This window comes from Enterococcus sp. CSURQ0835 (assembly GCF_902706605.1).
GTDB lineage: Bacteria > Bacillota > Bacilli > Lactobacillales > Enterococcaceae > Enterococcus_A.
Genome location: NZ_CACSLH010000005.1, coordinates 15,892 through 35,426, shown reverse-complemented (window position 1 = coordinate 35,426; position 19,535 = coordinate 15,892). Strand labels below are relative to the sequence as shown.

The following is a 19,535-nucleotide window of genomic DNA, read 5'->3' as shown; positions in this document are numbered from 1 at the left end:
AATGCTCTCCCTCGTATTATAAGATATAACGACTTAAATCTTTGTTTTGCGCGATGTTTTCCAGTTTTTCATTGACGTACGCTTCCGTGATCGTGATCTCACCCATTTGCATCTCAGGCGCTTCAAATAACAGATCTTCCAATAATTTTTCTAAAATCGTATGCAGCCGTCGTGCACCGATGTTATCGGTCTCGCGATTGACATCATAAGCGATCTGCGCGATTTTTTCGATCGCTTCTTTCGTGAAGGTCACGCTGACATTTTCGGTGCCAATCAATGCTACGTATTGTTTAATCAGCGCGTTATTCGGTTCTGTCAAGATCCGAACAAAATCTTCGGCCGTCAAATCATCTAATTCCACGCGAATCGGGAAACGACCTTGCAATTCGGGGATCAAGTCGCTTGGTTTAGAGAAACTGAATGCACCACTGGCGATAAATAAGACGTGATCGGTTTGAAGCGTCCCATATTTAGTTGAAACTTGTGAGCCTTCCACGATCGGTAAAATATCGCGTTGCACACCTTCACGAGAAACTTCGCCGGAATTTTGTTGGGATTTTGACGTGATTTTGTCGATCTCATCGATAAAAATGATCCCGGAGCTTTCCGCTAATTTGATAGCCGCCGTATTGATGTCGGCATCATTGACCAATTTAGCTTGTTCTTCTTTGACTAATAATTCTTGCGCTTCTTTGACGGAGACTGTCCGCTCGATTTTTTTCGTTGGCGTCAACGCACCGAGCGTATCTCCTAGATCGATCCCCATTTGTTCTAAGCCATTGCCCATCATCGGCATCGCTTTTTTTGGTTCATCGATTTCGATGGTGACTTCCCGCTCGTCGAGTAAGCCTTTTTCCAATTGTTCCAAGATCGTTTTCCGATTCGTTTTGATCTCATCGGTCACTTGTTCTTTGGGTTCGCCCGTTTGAGCTTGACCGAACATGTTCATCATTTGTTCGTAAGGATTACTGGATTGTTTTTGTTCTTTTTTGATCCCTGGCACTAAGACTTTCACTAAGCGTTTGTTTGCGCGTTTCAAAGCTTGGGCGTAGACCTTGGAGTATTGTTCTTTTTCTACGATCTGGATCGCATTTTCCACTAAATCCCGCACCATTGATTCCACGTCGCGCCCAACATAGCCGACTTCGGTGAATTTGGTCGCTTCGACTTTGACAAAAGGTGCTTTGACGATTTTGGCTAACCGGCGGGCGATCTCCGTTTTCCCGACACCCGTTGGTCCGATCATCAAAATATTTTTCGGCGTCACTTCTTGTTGCATCGAACTTTCCAATTGCATCCGGCGATACCGGTTCCGCAAAGCCACTGCAACAGATTTTTTCGCTTCGTTTTGACCAATGATGTATTCATCTAAATCACTGACGATTTCTTTCGGGGTTTTGTTCACTTCAGACATAATAAGCTCCTTTAAACTTTTATTTCATCTCTTCGACGATAATGTTATGGTTCGTAAAGACACAAATGTCAGCGGCGATATTCAGCGCGCCTTCTGCCATTTCTTTCGCACTCATTTCACCGTTGTAGCGTTTCATTGCTCGCGCGGCGGCTAACGCGTAATTGCCGCCAGAACCGATCGCTAAAATGCCGTCATCAGGCGTGATGACTTCGCCATTTCCAGAGACTAACAGCATCTCTTCTTTGTTCATGACGATCAACAACGCTTCTAAATTTTTCATCGATTGCTGCGTCCGCCATTCTTGGGCGAGTTCAACTGCTGCTCGTTGCAAATTGCCGTTGTATTCATTTAGCTTGCCTTCAAATTTTTCTTCTAACGTAAAAGCATCCGCCACACTGCCGGCAAAACCGACGACGACTTCTCCGTTATAGATCCGGCGAACTTTGCGCGCGGTCCCTTTCATGATGACTTGCTCGCCCATCGTGACTTGACCGTCGCCGGCCATCGCGAATTGACCGTCTTTTTCGATCGCGCAAATCGTAGTGGAATGAAATTGTGATTCTGACATAATAAAAATTCCTCCTGTTTAAGCTCGTGGAAAAAACGAGCGATAATTTTCTTGTAATCGTTCTTTCGTAACATGGGTATAGATCTGGGTCGTGGACAGATCCGCGTGCCCCAATAATTCTTGGACGGTTCGAATATCTGCGCCATTGTTCAACAAATGTGTCGCAAACGTGTGCCGCAACATATGGGGATGGATCTCACCGGTCAAACTGCTTTTTTTGATCAACTGTTTCAAAATATACCCGACACCGGCAACAGTCAGCTGGCCGCCGCGATGATTGATAAACACAAAATCATGCTCTTGCCCAAAGCGCTGCATCAACTGCGCCCGACCTTGTGTGCGATATTCAGCTAACGCATCTGCCGCAAAACTTCCTAGCGGGACGTAGCGGTCTTTATTGCCTTTGCCGTGGATCAACATGACACTGTTATCAAAATCAATCACTTGCCACGTCAAATTGATACACTCGCTCACCCGCAAGCCGGCCCCATACAACACTTCTAACAAAGCACGATTGCGTTGGTCTAACGGCGCATCGCCTTGCACACTATCAAACAGCAATTCCATTTCTTTTTGATAAAAAAAACGCGGTAAGCGCTGATTTTTTTTCTTCAAATGGACATAGGAGAACGGATTTTCGCTGACTAGCTGCTGCTTGAGCAAATAATTATAAAACGAACGCAAACTCGCGATCTTGCGACTGATCGTATTCCGACTATATTCGTGGTCATTCAATGCTGCTAAATAACTGCGGACATCCAAATGATCCAACTGTGCTAATTCTTGATCACCGGTCGTTTGCAAAAAAGCAAAAAAATCATCAATATCTCGTTCGTAGGCTTTTTTCGTCTCTTTTGAATAGCCACGTTCGGTAATTAAATAACGCATAAAATCATTTTTAAATTTCTCGTTTTGTTCCATGGATCTCACCTTCCAAAACATAAAACAAATGTAGCACAACCTTTTTTTAAATACAAACGAATTGTCAGAATTTATTGATTTTTCACGAAAACAGTCACAATATTTTAGCAAATTTTCATTAACTGAAGATGAACTGCCGCTCGTTTTATTTACGATTCGTTAAGTCGCCCTCATACTAGTAAAAAAACAGGGAACGGACAGCTGCTAACCTTAACAAAAGCGAAAAAAGATCAACGCCAGCTTGCAGCGTTGATCATATTTTTATAGATTGACCGTCGCTAACGCATCTAATGCTCGGTCAGCTAACGTTTGGTACCGTAATTTTTTGTCGCGGATTCGTTCAGGTAAGCTTGGGAACAAACCAAAGTTCGCATTCATCGGCTGGAAGTGTTTGCCTTCTGCATGGGTGATGTAATGTGCCATCGAACCTAACGCTGTCTCAGCTGGAAAAGTCACTAAGTCTTCCCCTTTTGCCAATTTTGCCGCGTTGATCCCAGCGACTAACCCACTGCCGGCACTTTCAACATACCCTTCGACTCCGGTCATTTGCCCGGCAAAAAAGAGATCCGGACGTTTTTTACTTTGATAAGTCGGCTGCAATAATTCCGGTGAGTTCATAAAACTATTGCGGTGCATCACGCCGTAACGTAAAAATTCCGCGTTTTCTAATCCGGGAATCATACGAAAGACTCGCTTTTGTTCGCCCCATTTCAAATGAGTTTGAAAGCCGACGATGTTGTACATTGAAGCTGCCGCATTATCTTGGCGCAACTGCACGACTGCATACGGGCGGCGGCCAGTTTTAGGATCTTCTAAGCCGACTGGTTTTAACGGACCAAACAACATCGTTTTGACTCCGCGTTTAGCCATGACTTCGATTGGCATACAGCCTTCAAAGAATTTTTCTTTTTCAAATTCTTTGCGCTCAGCGACTTCTGCTTCGACTAATGCTTCATAAAACGCTAAAAACTCCTCTTTTTCCATCGGACAATTCAAGTAAGCAGCTTCCCCTTTGTCATAACGGGATTTCAAATAAACTTTCTCGTGATCGATCGTGCTTTCATCGATGATGGGCGCTGCCGCATCATAAAAATAAAAACCGTGAGAACCATTGAATTGCTCGATCTCTTTTGCCAAAGCTTCTGAGGTCAACGGGCCGGTAGCGATCACCGTGATCCCGGCTGGCAAAGTGGTCACTTCTTCAGCGATCACATTTACTAGCGGATGCTCTTTGACTTTTTTGGTAATGAGTTCTGAAAAACCATCCCGATCTACGGCTAACGCGCCACCAGCTGGGACCGCGGTTTCATCAGCTGAGGTGATAACTACCGAATCCAAACGGCGCATCTCTTCTTTTAAGACCCCCACCGCATTGGTCAAGCCATTGCCGCGGAGTGAGTTGCTGCAGACCAGTTCGGCAAAATTCGCCGTTTTATGGGCGGGCGTTGATTTTTTAGGCCGCATTTCATATAGATTCACCGGCACACCGGCTTTCGCGATTTGATAAGCTGCTTCACTGCCAGCTAAGCCAGCTCCGATCACATTTACTTTTTGTACCATCTTGTTCCTCACTTCACTTTATTTTTGAACGGCTTCTTCGTAATCGCCATTGACACAGACGACTTGTTTTCCACCTTTGACTTTTTTCTCGACTAAATAGCCGCCATCTTTTGGACACGTCCGGCCGACCGGTTTGTCCCATGAAGTGAATTCACATTCTGGGTACCGTGAGCAACCGTAAAACAAGCGATTTTTCTTCGACTTGCGTTCCACGACTTGACCTTTATGACAGACGGGGCATTCCACGCCGATCTCTTTCACGATCGGTTTGGTGTTGCGACACTCAGGGAAATTACTACAAGCATAAAATTTACCATAACGACCGAGTTTGATCACCATTGGATGACCACAGACATCACAATCAAAGCCTGCAGGTTCATCTTTGATCTGAATCTTTTCCATATTTTCTTCAGCCGACTCCAATTCTTTTTCAAATGGGCGGTAAAACCGATCGACGACTTTGACCCATTCTTCTTTGCCGGCTTCGACTTTATCTAGATCGCCTTCCATCTCCGCCGTAAAATTGACATTGACGATCTGCGGGAAGAACTCTACGATCAATGAATTGACGATCTCGCCTAGTTCCGTTGGCTCAAAGCGTCGTTGGGTCAATTTTACGTAGTAACGTCGTTGGATCGTTTCCAACGTCGGCGCATAAGTCGAAGGTCGACCGACTCCGTTTTCTTCTAACGTTTTGATCAACGTTGCTTCACTGAAACGTGCAGGCGGTTGCGTAAAGTGTTGTTTTGGTTCGATATCGACCGATTGTACGACATCACCTGTCACGAGATCCGGTAAAATATTTTCTTTGTCTTCTTTCCCATCATCGCGGCCTTCCACATACACTTGCATGAACCCTTTGAACTTGACCTTAGAACCGTTAGCGATAAAGATCACCCCGTTTTGTTCCAGCGTCACTTTCATCGTATCTAAAACGGCAGCGGTCATTTGACTAGCAACAAACCGCGACCAGATCAACGTATAAAGTTTCACTTGATCTTTATCTAAATATTTTTTCATCACTTCGGGTGTCCGGTGCACACTAGTGGGGCGGATCGCTTCGTGAGCATCTTGCGCGCCTTTTTGATTTTTCACTTTGCGGGCATGGTGTTGTGAGTATTCTTTGCCATACGTTGCTTCGATAAAATCAGCTGCTTCAGTTTTTGCGGTGTCTGAGATCCGGGTCGAATCCGTCCGCATATAGGTGATCAGTCCGACCGTACCTTCTTTTTTATCTAGGGCGATCCCTTCGTACAATTGTTGGGCGACCATCATAGTTTTGCGCGTCCGGAAGTTTAATTTTCGAGCAGCTTCTTGTTGCATGTTACTGGTAGTAAACGGTTGGGCTGGATTGCGTTTCCGTTCTTTTTTCTCAACTTTCGTGACTTCATAGTCGGGACCTTTGATTTTTTCCGTCACTTCTTTTACAGCTTCTGCGTTCGGTAATTTTTTCTTTTTCCCGTCCAGGCCCCAGAAGTTAGCTTTGAATTTTTTCTTCGCTTTTTTGAAATTTCCGTCGATACTCCAATATTCTTGCGGTACAAAATCACGGATCTCTTGTTCACGATCAATGATCATTTTTAACGCGATCGATTGGACCCGACCGGCACTCAACCCTTTTTTGACTTTTTTCCATAAAATCGGCGAAATCGAATACCCGACGAGCCGATCCAATGCGCGGCGTGCTTGTTGCGCATCGACTAACGACAAATCGATCGTCCGCGGTTCTTTGAAAGCCGCTTTGACGGCATCTTTGGTGATCTCATTGAAGACGACGCGGTTTTTATCTTCTAGATCGAGGCCTAACAAATACGCCAAATGCCACGCGATCGCTTCCCCTTCTCTATCCGGGTCACTTGCGAGGTAGACTTTTTGCGCTTTTTTTGCCGCTTTTTTCAAACTTTTGATCACATCGCCTTTGCCGCGAATCGAAATGTAATGGGGTTCATAATTGTTTTCAATGTCGATCCCCATCTTACTTTTTGGCAAGTCCCGGACGTGTCCGACACTGGCCACCACTTTATAATTTCTACCCAAGTATTTTTCGATGGTTTTTGCTTTTGCTGGTGATTCCACGATCACTAAATATTTATAGGCCAAACATTTTGCCTCCCTAAACTTTTTCTACTATTATATATGAAAAATTTCATTGACAAATCGTAGCCTATCATAGCGATTCAAAATTTATTTGTCAAGTAAAGTTCTCTACCCCACCAGTTATTAAACGTAATGCATCAAAAATATCTTGCGCCGACTCCACACAGAGCGCACCGTCTTGAATTAGCTGGTGGCAACCGGTTGACTGGCCCGTTAAAATACTTCCTGGCACCGCAAAGACATCTTTGCCATACTCTAATGCTAATTGGGCTGTTATTAATGACCCGCTGCGCTGTTTCGCTTCGGTCACTAAGATGCCTTGTGAAAGCGCGGCGATCAACCGGTTCCGTTGTGGAAAATGAAATTTTTGTGGCGGAGTGCCATTGCAATATTCACTTAAAACTAAATGCTGCCGACTCAATTCGATTTGCAGATTCCCACTCGTCTTAGGATAACAAATATCTAAGCCAGTTCCCACTACCGCGATCGTTTTTCCGCCAGCGGAGATCGCCAATTGATGGGCCCAACTGTCCACGCCTTTTGCTAGTCCGCTGACGATCACGTATTGATGTTCCACCAAAGCGGGGATCAATTTTTGCAAGACTTCAAAACTGTAACGACTGGCTTGTCGTGCCCCCACCACTCCGATTGCAAGTCGGTTCAAAAGTTCCAAGTCTCCTTTATAAAACAAGCAAAGCGGCGGATCATTTAAATAACGAAAACTAGCTGGATAACGCGGATCTTCAATCGTCACGTACTGATGGGTCTGTTTGAGTCGTTGCAGCAAGTAAGGTGTTTGCGCTTGCCAGCTAGCTTGAAACTTTTTATTTTGTAACCAACTAAAATCTTCTATCGTCAGTTCCCAACGCGCTGTTTCTTTTGCTCGGTAATACAGCTGAACTTTTTTGTGGTTGCCTAAGCCAGTTGCTATATGCAGACGCAATAAAAAATCTTCTTTTGACAAAAAAATCCCTCTTTTCGGCTTTTACTTAAAGATATGCCAAAAAGGAGATTTTATTTTTTTCTAAATTTTTTACGTTTAACTTTGTTTGATTGGCGCAAATGTTTTGCGGTGGATCGGAAGCACACCGTAGTCTTCGATCGCAGTCAAATGTTCCCGCGTCCCATACCCCGCGTTGTGATCGAATCCATAAGCTGGGTATTTTTTCCCATATTCCGCCATCAAATCATCTCGGTAAACTTTGGCGATGATACTTGCAGCCGCAATGGAAACCGACCGCGCGTCGCCTTTGATGATTTTTTCTTGTGGCAATCCATTGGGCAGTTCCATCGCATCGATCAGCAAACAATCAGGGGCGATGGGCAATTGATCGATCGCCCGCTGCATCGCGACTTTCGTAGCTTGATAAATATTCAATTCATCGATCTCTTGGGCACTGGCTTCACCGATCCCGATCGCCCGCGCGTTTTGTTTGATCGCACTGACCAAAGTCTCGCGGCGAGCCGCTGACAATTGTTTCGAATCGTTCAAGCCTAAAATCTGATGATCTGCGCGTAAGATCACACAAGCTGCCACCACCGGACCGGCTAACGGCCCGCGTCCGACTTCATCGATGCCTGCGATTGCCGTGAAGCCTTGCGCTTGTTTGGCTTGTTCAAATTGTGACATCGTTTCATATTGCGCGATCAACTGCTGTTGGCGCATTTGTTTTTTTTGCCACGCGCCCACCGCTTGCTGGACCCCTTTGCGTTCATCAAGAACTAGCGCTTTTAGCCGCACATCATCGGCAGTGGTGATCTGCGCTAATAATTCTTTGACGGCTTTGATAGTCATTTTTTCCATTATTCACTGAACTCCTCAAACCGATCAAGCGTGAAACGCCCTAATTTTCCTTGCCGCAATTCATTGATCAACAACTCGCTCCCCCGTTCATAATCGTCTTTGAAGCCGCGTTTTTTCGTGATCAATAACAATAATTCCGGCAATTCTAGCGACAAATCTTCTGCTGACAACTGGTAGCGTTCTTCTAACCCTGCTGGATAAAATTGGCGGAAAACTTCTAATTCATACAATGCTAAATCATCTAAATGCAACAGATCATCTTTGATCGCCCCGGTCAACGCTAATTTTTTACCGACTGCAGGATCTTCGAATTTAGGCCATAAGATCCCCGGTGTGTCTAAGAGTTCTAACTGACTGCCAAAACGCAACCACTGCTGGCCTTTTGTCACGCCGGGTTTGTTTCCCGTCGTGGCGATTTTTTTGCCGGCTAAATGATTCAACAACGTGGATTTGCCGACGTTTGGAATCCCCAACACCATCGCTCGGATCGCGCGTTCGCGCAAGCCTTTTTCTTTTTCACGTGCTAGTTTTGCCGCTAAGACTCGTTTAGCAGCCGGCACGATCTGTTTAACACTTTTATCATCTTTGGCATTTAGTGCTAACGCTAGCTGACCGCGCGCTTCAAAATACGTCAACCACTGTTTCGTTTGCACTGGATCAGCTAGATCCGTTTTATTGAGTAAGATGATCCGCGGTTTTTGCTGGATGATCTCATCTAACATCGGATTGCGTGATGAATAAGGAAGCCGCGCATCGACTAATTCAAAAACGATGTCAACGAATCTTAATTTTTCGGCTACTTGCCGCTTGGCTTTGGCCATATGTCCTGGGAACCATTGGATAGTTGCCATCCTCATCATTCCTTTCTGTTTTATCGGAAACCTCATTTATTTTAGCATACTTTACTAGCTGCGCGAAAAAAATCCCATCACCGTTCATTCAGTGACGAGAAATGATTTTCGCATGCGTCAGCGGATAATAGACGAACCGAGCTTTCCCTAAGATCTCACTGGCTTCCACCGTGCCAAATGATCGACTGTCTTTTGAGATCCGCCGATTGTCCCCCAAGACAAAATAATTTTTTTGTGGGATCTGTGTCTCATTCGCGACATCAAATAAAGTGAAATCTGGCGTATAGGGTTTGACTTTTTGCTTTTGATTTTGTTTTAAAAATGGTTCCGCAACAGGCTGATCATTGACTAATAATCGATCATTGTGATACGCGATCTTTTCTCCCGGCAGTCCCACGACCCGTTTGATATAAGTGGTCCCGTCACTTTTTTTAAAAACGATCACGTCGAACCGCTTGATCTGTGTGTAATTTTCCAACACGATCATATCCCCTTGTCGCAACGTTTTTTCCATTGAATTGCCGGTGACTTGGATGGGGATCAATAAAAAACCGCGAATGATAAAACCAAATACTAAGGCGATGAAAAGATATTTCATCGCTAACCAAAAATGATCTCTCGTTACATATTTTTTCACAATTGCCACCTCACATTTATTATAAGGAAAAAAGAACATCCCGCATAGCGTGAAGTGGATTAAATTTATGAGATTAATAAAAAGACTGACCACGCCAACATAAAATCGAGGTGTTCAGTCTTTGGTGGTGGAATCTCTAGCAAACTCGTTTCATTTGATGGTCAGACTTTCATTAAAACGGCATCGCTGACTGCCGCAGCTACGACTTTTGCGACACCAGTTTGAAAGGCATCTGGAATCACATTGCTTGGAGATAGTTCATGATCAGGGATTAGACTTGCGATGCCACGAGCTGCCGCGAGCTGCATCTCAACCGTGATTTTTCGTGCCCGCGCATCTAAAGCTCCCCGAAAGATCCCGGGAAAAGCAAGGACATTATTGATCTGATTTGGAAAATCACTCCGGCCAGTCCCAACGATATAGGCCCCGCCGGCTAATGCTTCAGCTGGAAAGATCTCAGGCGTAGGGTTAGCCATCGCAAAAATTACCGGTTTAGCCGCCATTGCTTTGATCCATTCTTTTTTCAATGCACCAGGTGCTGAAACGCCGATAAATATGTCTGCTCCTTGCAAAGCTGTTTGGAGATCCCCGGTCAGTTGCTCGCGGTTTGTCACTTTTGCGATCTCAGCATGATGCGGTGGTAAGGTGTCATCTGTTTCGCTCAAAATGCCTACCTTGTCGACTACGATTATATTTTTTGCACCAGCGGCTAAAAACTTACGAGTCACAGAAAGCCCCGCCGACCCTCCGCCATTGACGACGATCTTCGCTTCGGCCAACGTTTTATCGATCAGTTTCAAACTATTAAAGACTGCCGCTAACACCACAATGGCAGTACCATGCTGGTCATCATGAAAAACTGGAATTTCACATTCTTCAATCAAACGCTGTTCAATTTCAAAACAACGGGGAGCGCTGATGTCTTCTAAATTGATCCCACCAAATGTTGGTGCGATTGCTTTGACGACCTGAATGATTTCTTCTGTGTCTTGGGTGGCTAAAACGATTGGAATCGAATCTACCTCCGCAAAACGCTTGAACAAAGCAGCTTTTCCTTCCATAACGGGCAGTGCGGCTTCAGGCCCGATATTTCCTAAACCTAAGACTGCCGAACCATCACTGACGACCGCAACCGTATTTTTTTTAGTCGTCAACTCATAAGCTAGTTTAGGATCTTGCTCGATTGCTGAAGAGACTGCGGCGACTCCTGGCGTGTAGGCGATACTCAATTCTTTTTTATCATTGATAGTGACCTTTGAGTTGACCTCTAATTTCCCACCGTTTTCTCTAGCTTGTTGAAGTGCTAATTCTTTTACATTCTCTGACATGAGCTGTTTCCTCCAATTTCATTTCTTTTTCTAAAAAATCATTCGTAAAATAGCCGTCATCGTGATGACGGTGATCGCACCACCTAGCCTTGTCGCCACTTGAGCAAATGGCATCAAGTTCATCCGATCCGCCGTACTTAAAATGGCCACATCCCCGGTTCCTCCCATACCGCTTTGACACGCTGAGATGATCGCCGCTTCAATGGGATACATATTCATAAAGCGGGAAACGACAAAGCCCGTGGCGATCACGGTGAAGACAACACTGATCACAACTAAAAAGTATTGAATGCTCAATGTTCCCACCACATCTTTTAACGGGATATACAATAAACCTAGCCCTGCCATCAACGGGAAAGTAAAATTCCCTGAAATAAATTTATACAATTGCTTGGAACCTTGTTGCGTTTCAGTCGGCACGACATTCAAATATTTCAAAAAAGCGGCTAGAACGATCATTAAAACGGGACCGGGAAAGCCAGTCAAATGTTGCAAGAGCCCGCCAGCAATAAATAAAGTACAGGCAGTTAAAACACCGGCGCCCATTTTTTTGATATCAAAGGCACCAGATTCATCTTTTAACGCATCGGTCATATCATTCGCCTGTTTTAGTTTAACCAGTTGGCCACCACCAGAAAGATCCGGCCGTCGCTCGCCCCACCGAGACAGCAGTGCCGTACACATGATCGCAAAAAAATTCCCAATGATCGTAGCTGGGATCAGTTGCGCCACTAGCTGCTCACTGCCTAATCCTGTGATTGCGCTATAACCCAACGATAGTGGCAAGATGCCTTCTCCGATTCCGCCGGCTAAGACAGGAGTCACGATAAAAAACAAAGTGTGTTGCCACTCTAAGCCTAATAAAACGCCTACAAGAGTGCCAACCCCCATCGCACAAATCATTCCGATCATCATGGGAATGATCATCCGCATCAAGCCTTGCACTAAGATTTTGCGGTTCATCCCTAAAATACTACCGCAGACTAAACACGCGATATAAAAATATAAAAAATTCGCTTGCTTCATCAAAATATCGGCTGACTTTAAAATATTTTGATTGACTAAATTGAAAAAGACTAAGATCGAAGGTACGAGTAGCGATAAAATAGCTGGACCACCAAAATTTTTGATGAAAGGAATATTCCCTCCGATCGTTCCTAACAACCACCCTAAAGTCAAAATAACTGCAAATCCACCTAGCATATTGACTGGAAGTTGTTGTAATAATCCGGTCAATACGATGACGGTCGACAACACGAGATACACCGGTAATGGAACTGATCCTACTTTGATGTTCATCCATTTATCAACTACGTTTTTTTTCACCGCATTTGACAACTGGACCTCTTCTCCGCCTAGCTTAGGCTCGATTCGTTTTTCCATTGCGTTTCCTCCTCAAAATTTTCGCTGCGACTTTTTGATGACTTCAGCTTAATGGAAACCTTGACGATTCAGAAGATTTTTTAACTATTTTAAGTAACTCAATTAAATAAAGCGCCTCATTGCTGTACAGACCTATGCTATACTTTAGTAACTAAAGGAGGGAAAACGCTTGAAAAAAAGCTTGCGTTTGTGGAGTTTGTTGACCTTAGTCTTCACGTTAGTTTTATTGGTGGTCTCATCATTGCTTTACAGTTTGATCTTGCACCAAAATGCGTTGCTGGTCCGCCGAAATGAAGAAAGTCTGCTCCTTTCAGTTGGTCGCCAATTAGCGATCGATCCGCAAGTGACCGACGCGCTTACCGCTAATCAGCCTAGCCAAGAATTGGAAGCCTTCTCAAAAAAAGTCAGCCAGATCTACGAGCTAGATTTTATCGTGGTGATGAACATGCAGGCGATTCGATTGACTCATCCAGATGTAAAACAGATCGGGAAACATTTTGAAGGCGGTGATGAAACGACTGCCTTGCAAGGAAAAAAACATATTTCAATTAGTCAAGGAACTTTAGGCCGCTCTTTACGTGGTTTTGTTCCCGTCTACTCCCCCACTAATAAAAAACAGATCGGTGTTATCGCTTTAGGCATTCGCATGCAATCATTAAGCACCTTAGTGAAAAACTCTCGTCAAGGGTATTTCCTTGGGTTGCTACTAAGCATTATTATTTCAGCTTTAGCTGCCACCGGTTTAGCTTATTATTTAAAACGCCAGCTCCATAATTTAGAGCCAAAAGAAATTTCTCGTTTGTTAGAAGAACGGAACGCCATGTTGGAAGAATCAAAAGATGCCGTGATCGTTTTAGATTTAAAACAGCAGATCAATCTTGCCAACATCGCAGCCAATGAGCTTTATCAAAAGATGAGCGGTCACCAAGATTCATTAGTTGGCAAATCATTGAACGATTTGATCTTACAACCAGCCGCGATTGATCTAAGACGTAATATCGAACAATTTTACCGGCAAAATGGACAAGATTTTCTTTTTTCATCAGCACCGATCATAGTAGAAAAGAAACAGATCGGTTGGATCATTTTTTTAAGAAACGCTACTGAATCCCTTTTTGTCATGGATCAATTAGCCAATACGACCGCTTATGCGACTGCCTTGCAATCGCAATCCCATGAATTCATGAACAAACTGCATGTGATCTATGGCCTTGCCGACCTAAAAGCCTATGAGGAATTAAAAATCTACTTAAATGATATTTTGACACCAGAAAAAGAATTTTCTCATCGGCTATCTTTTCTCGTTCAAAATCCACAGCTAGCAGGCTTCTTGATTGAGGAAAGGCAAAAATTTTTAGAACGCAAGACCCAGTTGTTAATCGAGATCACACCAGAAATACCCAAAAATCAAGCTGAATTGGAAACCCGCTCGCTGATCAATCTCTATCGGTATATCCATCATGTTTTGTTGCAAATGAATTTACCTGAAAAAATGCAGATGGAACTTCAGTACAAAAATGATCTGCTTACTACCAGCTATTTGATCGAGTTGGAAAACGCAACGGCAGAAAATTTAAAAACTAGTTTTGATAGTAATTATTTTCAGCAACTATTACTTGATCAGCAAGCAACTTTTAAGTTAGAACTTTTGGCTAGTGTGCTCCATTTACAACTACGAACCCATTATCATGAGGTGAAAAAATGAATGTATTGATCGTAGAAGATGATCCGATGGTGGAATTCATTCACCGAAACTATTTAGAAAAGATTGCGAAGTTCCAGCAAATTTTTTCATCAGACACTGTAGCAGAAGCAGAAAAATTATTAGCAGTTAAATCCGTCGACTTAGTCCTGCTAGATATCCATTTAAAAGATGGAAATGGGTTGGCATTTCTCAGCTGGCTACGAAAAAATCAGCAGACGGTAGAAGTGATCATCATAACCGCAGCAAATGAAACACGATCCGTTCAAGAGGGCTTACACTTAGGTGTCCTCGATTATTTAGTCAAACCGTTCACGTATGAACGATTCGCTCACAGCATCACCCTTTTTTTCAATCGACAAGCCGCACTGGACAATCAAATTATGGCCCAACATGCGATTGACCAATTATTTAGCAATAAAAAACCGTCCTTGGAACAAACCGAAGCTAGTTTAGCTAAAGGCCTGACGCCAGAAACATTGGCTAAGATCAAAGCGACGATTCAGACATTTGATGATTTTTTCACGATCCAAGCGTTAGCCGAAGCTAGTAAACTTTCTCACGTCTCCGTCCGGAAATATTTGTTCTTTCTTGAAGAGCACAACGACTTGATCAGTAAGATCGTCTACACTAAAGTCGGCCGCCCGTATAAAGTGTTTCGTAAAGTTTAAACCCGGATAATAAAACAAAATTGATTAAAAAGCGCCGCCAATCAAGAGACTTTATAGTCTAATGATTAGCGGCGCTTTAAAATAGTACCGGCCATTTTAATTTTTAAGCTGCATTCAGCTTAATAACAGTTCCAACCGACGCCTTCTGCTTGCCAACCGGCCTTTACTAATTGATTTTTTTCACTTTCATGTTGCGTGTAGTGATGGCTGCCGGCTGCTGCATTGGGATTATAAAGGCGCAAGATTTGTGTTGGTCCGGCAGATTTGAATGCGACACCTTCTGTCTGCCAACCGACACGGATCAAGCTATCCCGCTCAATGACACTTTTGGTGTAATGGTGATCGCCCGTGTTTGGATTATAAAGTCGATAAACGTCCTCACCAGTTGCAGCCGTTTTGCCGATCGAGCCTTCATCATGCCAACCCGCTTTGATCAAACTAGTCTTTTCACCATCATCCAGCGTATAAAAATGCTCACCAGAATGGGGATTATATAAACGATGAAGCGGCACAGTTGCCGTATTATCCAATGTAATCACTTTGCTAGCGCCTCGTGCATTGGTGAAGTCAACAGTAAACGTCTGCGTGGCTGCATCGTAGGTTACACCTTCACTCATGTTAACAACACCTTTAAAATCGTGCGGTACTTTCACGTGAACGAGCGAATTTTTTTGCGTCGGATCAGACAACGTGTATTGGATTTGATCATTTTTGTTTTGTTTCATCAACGCAAGGGGGCCATCCGTACTAATTCCCGCGATTTTTCCGCCTGTCGGTTGCCAAAAATTCACGCCTAAATAATGCTCAGCTTTCAATTCAACTGCTTGAATATCAGCGGTATTTTTTAAAATTGTGATCGGTTTTTTGGCTGCGTAGTCTTTCAAACTTGCTTCATCTGCTCCAGGTAACATCGCATATGCATATGTCGCTTGTTGAGGATGTTGTCCATGATCGATTAAAAACTTAGCATAGTTTTCTTTGAACGTTTCACCGCCCACATAAGAGTCATTGATCTCGCCATAATTGCCACTCCGTTGTTCTTTTACTACGTTAACGGTTTCTTTGGTCGGGAAATAATACCCAATCGAAGCTTGCTTTTGACCTGCTTGTAAAAGCAGCCACTCTTTTTGACTTTGTTCTGTTTCTGTGGTGATCGCCCCTTGATCAGATAGTATGTGATACGTATCGCGATTATTTAACAACCGATTATCAACGACAGTTTCGATCGTAGCTTCCGTATCACCTGTGATACCAGCGCCTAGAGCAACCACTTGTCCGTCCACCATGAACCATGATTTTTTAGCTTTTAGATTCATCGGCAACTCTTTGTCATTGTTTTTTGTTCCTGCTTTATTCAAGGCCATTCCGACAACTGCCTGCTGATTATTTGCGACACCGCCGACCCAGCTTTCCTTTGAAGTGATCGTTTTAAAAGCAGAGATTTCATCTTCTAACGGCACTGTATCAACCGTCGTTCCCGGTAAACGATACGGGTCGACTGTTGGCCAATAAGTTTTATTAAACTGGACCTCATCATCATTGTATAAATATAGCATCCCGTCACCAGTATGCCAGCCGTGTTTATTTTCTTTATTTCCCGCTTCAAAAGAAGAGATCCGCTCGGAATATAAACTCAATCCCACCATATAATCAGCTGTTCGCTGCACGAATCGATCCATTGCAGCGTACATTTTAGTTCCGACAAATGGCAGTTGATCCCCTTTGATGCTCTCATCGCTCAACAGTGCAAGCGTCATCAGCAAATCATTATAATTGCGCGTATTCGTCAAATAATAGTCACGATTTTCTTGCATCCAATATTTAACTGCTTCTTTTAATTTGATTTGCTTTTCTTTTGGCGCGAATTTCGCCACGATCAATAAATTATAAAGTGTCGTGGATCCGTAACCCGTTTTCGTTTTAGCTGGTGGTCGCGAGATGGAACGGCCGTTAACACCTGGCAACATTTCACCCCGATAAATCAACGGGATAAAAGCACGCTCGACATTTTCCACAAAGGCATTCACTTTTTCTGTTGCTAAGGCATAAGGTGAATCATTGGTGATCGCTAAAATTTTCCCGACACCACTGACTAAAACATTCCCGTAAGCTCCGGTATACGGAATATCACCATGCTGGATGAAGGAACCATCTTGATAAAAACCATCGCCTTTTTCCACCAAACTAAAAACGTCTACGATACTGTCAGAAGCTTGCTGGATCTTTTCCCCATCGGCTTGTAAAATCCCTAAACCTAACACGACTTGTGCTAGATCCGTTCGATTAGCGCCAGTCGTGACAAAATTGGGAATGAAATCCAGCTCAACATAATTGTCTTGCGGTTTCGTATACATTTGTTTGAACGGATCAGGAACATACCCGCTAATAACTGTCGTATACCGCTGTCTTTGTTCTACCGTAAGCTGATCATTGATCACCATCAAAGTATTCACAAATTTTTGCGGTACGCCAATTTGCCAGTCCCACCAATTGCCTTGGTATTTTTTTCCGTCATAGCCATGAGCAAGCATAAAATCAATGCCATCTGTGATCGCTGTTAAAATCTCTGGCTTTTGATAACTCGTTGTGCCTTGCATACCATAAGCTAAAGCCAACTGTTGAAGGCCAGCAAACTGGCTCGTAAAATAAGAGGAAACCGTTTCTGTCGGTTTGCGAGGCCACAGTCCCGTTCGATCAGGACTTTTATCCATTGTTTGATAAAGTTCAGCTGCATCCTTAGACAACGTCTCCACGTAGTTGACAACTACGGGTTCGGTTTGATCGTAGGTCTCTGAAATCAGTTCTTGTTGCCATTTTTGCTGTAATTCATGAAACACCGCAGGATTTTCTGTAGTTGCGGTGAGCATTTCCCCTGATGATTGCGCAACGGCTGGGCTAGACATGCCGCCTAATCCCAATAATAAAAGACAGGTTCCCATTGCGATGCAGAGCGAACGATTTTTATCCATCGTCTCTTCCTTTCCCTTTGACCTTATTTTTCAAATTTTTAAGCCAACACACCTAAAGCACTCAAGCCGATCGAAAGAACTAAAATGATCCAAATCACGCGGGTCGAATTTAATTTTTTCTGTCCTAACATCCAATAAGTCAACAATACTAATAACACTGGCACTAAAGCAGGTAAGATCGCATCTAATGTATCTTGAAAGATCAATTTGACGCCATCATGTTTGTAGACTAGCGGAACTGAGACTTTGACCACGGAAGGAATCAACGCGCCGATCACAGTAATCCCTAAAACCGTCGCTGCAGTCGTAAACGCAGCCAGTTGATCTTTTAACGTCGTGACGAGTTTCACCCCTTGTTGATACCCTAAAGGCAAAAGTGCTGCCCGACCAAACAGTAAGGCGATGTTTGCTAGAATCCAAATCACACAGCCGACCGTCGAACCACTCTGCGCTAATGTTCCTGCTAACGAGCCAAAGATCGTACCCCAAATAACATGGAACAATGAATCACCAACTCCAGCTAAAGAACCCATCAAAGCGGTTTTTAACGCAACGATCGTATCTTTGGCCTTATACCCATCTTCTTCTTCGATTGCGACATCAATCCCCATGATCAAATTTCCAAAGATCGCATTCGTATTAAAAAACTGATTATGAGTCTGCAACATATCTTGTAATTGCTGCTCATCGTGACCATAGAATTTTTTCAAAGCCGGCATGATCCCGTACAAATACCCCGAACTCATCATCCGTTCGTAATTCCAGTTTAATTGACTTCCTAAGATATAACGCCAGCTGAGTGCATTTAATTCTTTTTTCGTTAATCGCTGCTTACTCATCTCCACTAAATCCTCCTTCAAAACTCGTGTTAGCTGTTGTTGCTTGGACGCCTGTCGTTTGATTGGACGTGTCGCGTTTAAAAACTAACATCGCGGCGATCACACCAATGATGGAGATCCCTAACATTGGAACTTTCAAGTAAGCCGCTAAAAAGAAACCTAGCAATAAGTACGGGATATATTGTTTCGTAGGTAAGTAGTGAAGCAAGATCCCCACCCCAACAACTGGCATTACTCCGCCGGCCGTTTTAAGACCAGTCATTAGCCAGACTGGCATGTTTTCTGTGATCGTCGTGACCGCCGCATCCCCGACTAATAACATCAAAAGAATCGGGACTGCGCGGGACAAGCCCCACAAAAAGGAGCCAGACAACACCAATCGAGGGATGCGATTTAATTTCATTTGATCGATGGCGCGGTCGATGGCGTGCAGTAAGTACACGTTACAAAAACGCGCCACGACGTCTAATTGCAGCATCAATAATGAAACCGGCACCGCTAGTCCGATCCCATATTTGGCCCCTTTACCAGAAATAACAGCAAAGACGGTTCCTAAAACCGCGCCGGTAAAATAATCAGGCACTGAAGCCCCACCAAATGCGGCGATCCCCAGACGCATCAATTGCAGCGTCCCGCCCACCATCAGGCCAACTTTGAGATCTCCCATGATCAATCCAGCGATCATCCCGGCGATCGCCGGCTGGGTCAATGTGTTTGAGATCATCGAATCATTGATCGCGATAAAGGCGTAAATCGTAATCAAAATAATCTGATAAGCAGCTAAGTGCATC

General features: G+C 43.9%; 16 protein-coding genes. 2 read left to right on the top strand and 14 right to left on the bottom strand.

What is annotated here, in order from left to right; translation table 11 throughout:
* Window positions 1-16: 16 nt before the first annotated feature.
* From hslU to GVJ38_RS03390, 11 genes are all read right to left on the bottom strand, one after another.
* Window positions 17-1,414, bottom strand: coding sequence for an ATP-dependent protease ATPase subunit HslU (gene hslU, locus GVJ38_RS03440; protein ID WP_159721777.1), 1,398 nt, complete (start codon window positions 1,412-1,414; stop codon window positions 17-19).
* A gap of 19 nt (window positions 1,415-1,433) precedes the next feature.
* Complete coding sequence (gene hslV, locus GVJ38_RS03435) at window positions 1,434-1,982, bottom strand: ATP-dependent protease subunit HslV (RefSeq protein ID WP_159721776.1); 549 nt, start codon at window positions 1,980-1,982, stop codon at window positions 1,434-1,436.
* An 18-nt stretch (window positions 1,983-2,000) separates the two neighbouring features.
* Window positions 2,001-2,903: a tyrosine recombinase XerC gene (gene xerC, locus GVJ38_RS03430; RefSeq protein WP_159721775.1), complete on the bottom strand. Its 903-nt coding sequence runs from the start codon at window positions 2,901-2,903 to the stop codon at window positions 2,001-2,003.
* Window positions 2,904-3,164: 261 nt separating this feature from the next.
* Window positions 3,165-4,463, bottom strand: a complete 1,299-nt coding sequence (gene trmFO / locus GVJ38_RS03425) for an FADH(2)-oxidizing methylenetetrahydrofolate--tRNA-(uracil(54)-C(5))-methyltransferase TrmFO (protein ID WP_159721774.1) — start codon at window positions 4,461-4,463, stop codon at window positions 3,165-3,167.
* 18 nt (window positions 4,464-4,481) lie between these two features.
* Window positions 4,482-6,563, bottom strand: a complete 2,082-nt coding sequence (gene topA / locus GVJ38_RS03420; protein WP_159721773.1) for a type I DNA topoisomerase — start codon at window positions 6,561-6,563, stop codon at window positions 4,482-4,484.
* A gap of 91 nt (window positions 6,564-6,654) precedes the next feature.
* A complete protein-coding gene (dprA, locus tag GVJ38_RS03415; RefSeq protein ID WP_159721772.1) occupies window positions 6,655-7,524 on the bottom strand; it encodes a DNA-processing protein DprA in 870 nt (289 codons plus the stop codon).
* A gap of 75 nt (window positions 7,525-7,599) precedes the next feature.
* The gene (locus tag GVJ38_RS03410; RefSeq protein ID WP_159721771.1) at window positions 7,600-8,364 is read right to left on the bottom strand and encodes a ribonuclease HII; all 765 of its coding nucleotides are present in this window, start codon (window positions 8,362-8,364) and stop codon (window positions 7,600-7,602) included.
* On the bottom strand, window positions 8,364-9,215 hold the full coding sequence (ylqF, locus tag GVJ38_RS03405; protein ID WP_159721770.1) for a ribosome biogenesis GTPase YlqF: 852 nt from the start codon (window positions 9,213-9,215) through the stop codon (window positions 8,364-8,366). The genes GVJ38_RS03410 and ylqF overlap by 1 nt, the downstream gene beginning before the upstream one ends.
* 88 nt (window positions 9,216-9,303) lie before the next feature.
* Entirely contained in the window at window positions 9,304-9,855 is a 552-nt protein-coding gene (gene lepB / locus GVJ38_RS03400; RefSeq protein ID WP_442896005.1) for a signal peptidase I, read from the bottom strand.
* A 158-nt stretch (window positions 9,856-10,013) separates the two neighbouring features.
* Window positions 10,014-11,180 (bottom strand): NAD(P)-dependent malic enzyme, encoded by a 1,167-nt coding sequence (locus tag GVJ38_RS03395; RefSeq protein ID WP_159721768.1) that lies wholly within the window; start codon window positions 11,178-11,180, stop codon window positions 10,014-10,016.
* A gap of 30 nt (window positions 11,181-11,210) precedes the next feature.
* Entirely contained in the window at window positions 11,211-12,479 is a 1,269-nt protein-coding gene (locus tag GVJ38_RS03390) for a 2-hydroxycarboxylate transporter family protein (protein WP_235032802.1), read from the bottom strand.
* Between the two features lie 253 nt (window positions 12,480-12,732).
* On the opposite strand from GVJ38_RS03390, the gene GVJ38_RS03385 reads away from it, so the two are divergent.
* Window positions 12,733-14,268 carry a Spo0B domain-containing protein gene (locus GVJ38_RS03385; RefSeq protein WP_159721766.1) on the top strand — a complete coding sequence of 512 codons (1,536 nt, stop codon included), beginning with the start codon at window positions 12,733-12,735 and terminating at the stop codon, window positions 14,266-14,268.
* Window positions 14,265-14,936 (top strand): response regulator, encoded by a 672-nt coding sequence (locus GVJ38_RS03380; RefSeq protein ID WP_159721765.1) that lies wholly within the window; start codon window positions 14,265-14,267, stop codon window positions 14,934-14,936. The genes GVJ38_RS03385 and GVJ38_RS03380 overlap by 4 nt, the downstream gene beginning before the upstream one ends.
* Window positions 14,937-15,055: 119 nt before the next feature.
* Here GVJ38_RS03380 and GVJ38_RS03375 read toward each other — a convergent pair whose 3' ends face one another.
* From GVJ38_RS03375 to GVJ38_RS03365, 3 genes are read right to left on the bottom strand one after another with little or no spacing between them, the layout of a single operon-like run.
* Window positions 15,056-17,905, bottom strand: a complete 2,850-nt coding sequence (locus GVJ38_RS03375; protein WP_159721764.1) for a polysaccharide lyase family 8 super-sandwich domain-containing protein — start codon at window positions 17,903-17,905, stop codon at window positions 15,056-15,058.
* 38 nt (window positions 17,906-17,943) lie between these two features.
* Complete coding sequence (locus GVJ38_RS03370; RefSeq protein WP_159721763.1) at window positions 17,944-18,744, bottom strand: PTS system mannose/fructose/sorbose family transporter subunit IID; 801 nt, start codon at window positions 18,742-18,744, stop codon at window positions 17,944-17,946.
* Complete coding sequence (locus tag GVJ38_RS03365; protein WP_159721849.1) at window positions 18,737-19,534, bottom strand: PTS mannose/fructose/sorbose/N-acetylgalactosamine transporter subunit IIC; 798 nt, start codon at window positions 19,532-19,534, stop codon at window positions 18,737-18,739. The genes GVJ38_RS03370 and GVJ38_RS03365 overlap by 8 nt, the downstream gene beginning before the upstream one ends.
* Window position 19,535 lies beyond the last annotated feature (1 nt).

What these genes read in the sequence shown, in the direction of transcription:
- hslU (WP_159721777.1), bottom strand. Translation starts at nt 1,414, where the DNA reads ATGTCTGAAGTGAACAAAACCCCGAAAGAAATCGTCAGTGATTTAGAT.
- hslV (WP_159721776.1), bottom strand. Translation starts at nt 1,982, where the DNA reads ATGTCAGAATCACAATTTCATTCCACTACGATTTGCGCGATCGAAAAA.
- xerC (WP_159721775.1), bottom strand. Translation starts at nt 2,903, where the DNA reads ATGGAACAAAACGAGAAATTTAAAAATGATTTTATGCGTTATTTAATT.
- trmFO (WP_159721774.1), bottom strand. Translation starts at nt 4,463, where the DNA reads ATGGTACAAAAAGTAAATGTGATCGGAGCTGGCTTAGCTGGCAGTGAA.
- GVJ38_RS03410 (WP_159721771.1), bottom strand. Translation starts at nt 8,364, where the DNA reads ATGGAAAAAATGACTATCAAAGCCGTCAAAGAATTATTAGCGCAGATC.
- ylqF (WP_159721770.1), bottom strand. Translation starts at nt 9,215, where the DNA reads ATGGCAACTATCCAATGGTTCCCAGGACATATGGCCAAAGCCAAGCGG.
- GVJ38_RS03395 (WP_159721768.1), bottom strand. Translation starts at nt 11,180, where the DNA reads ATGTCAGAGAATGTAAAAGAATTAGCACTTCAACAAGCTAGAGAAAAC.
- GVJ38_RS03390 (WP_235032802.1), bottom strand. Translation starts at nt 12,479, where the DNA reads ATGAACATCAAAGTAGGATCAGTTCCATTACCGGTGTATCTCGTGTTG.
- GVJ38_RS03380 (WP_159721765.1), top strand. Translation starts at nt 14,265, where the DNA reads ATGAATGTATTGATCGTAGAAGATGATCCGATGGTGGAATTCATTCAC.
- GVJ38_RS03375 (WP_159721764.1), bottom strand. Translation starts at nt 17,905, where the DNA reads ATGGATAAAAATCGTTCGCTCTGCATCGCAATGGGAACCTGTCTTTTA.
- GVJ38_RS03370 (WP_159721763.1), bottom strand. Translation starts at nt 18,744, where the DNA reads ATGAGTAAGCAGCGATTAACGAAAAAAGAATTAAATGCACTCAGCTGG.
- GVJ38_RS03365 (WP_159721849.1), bottom strand. Translation starts at nt 19,534, where the DNA reads ATGCACTTAGCTGCTTATCAGATTATTTTGATTACGATTTACGCCTTT.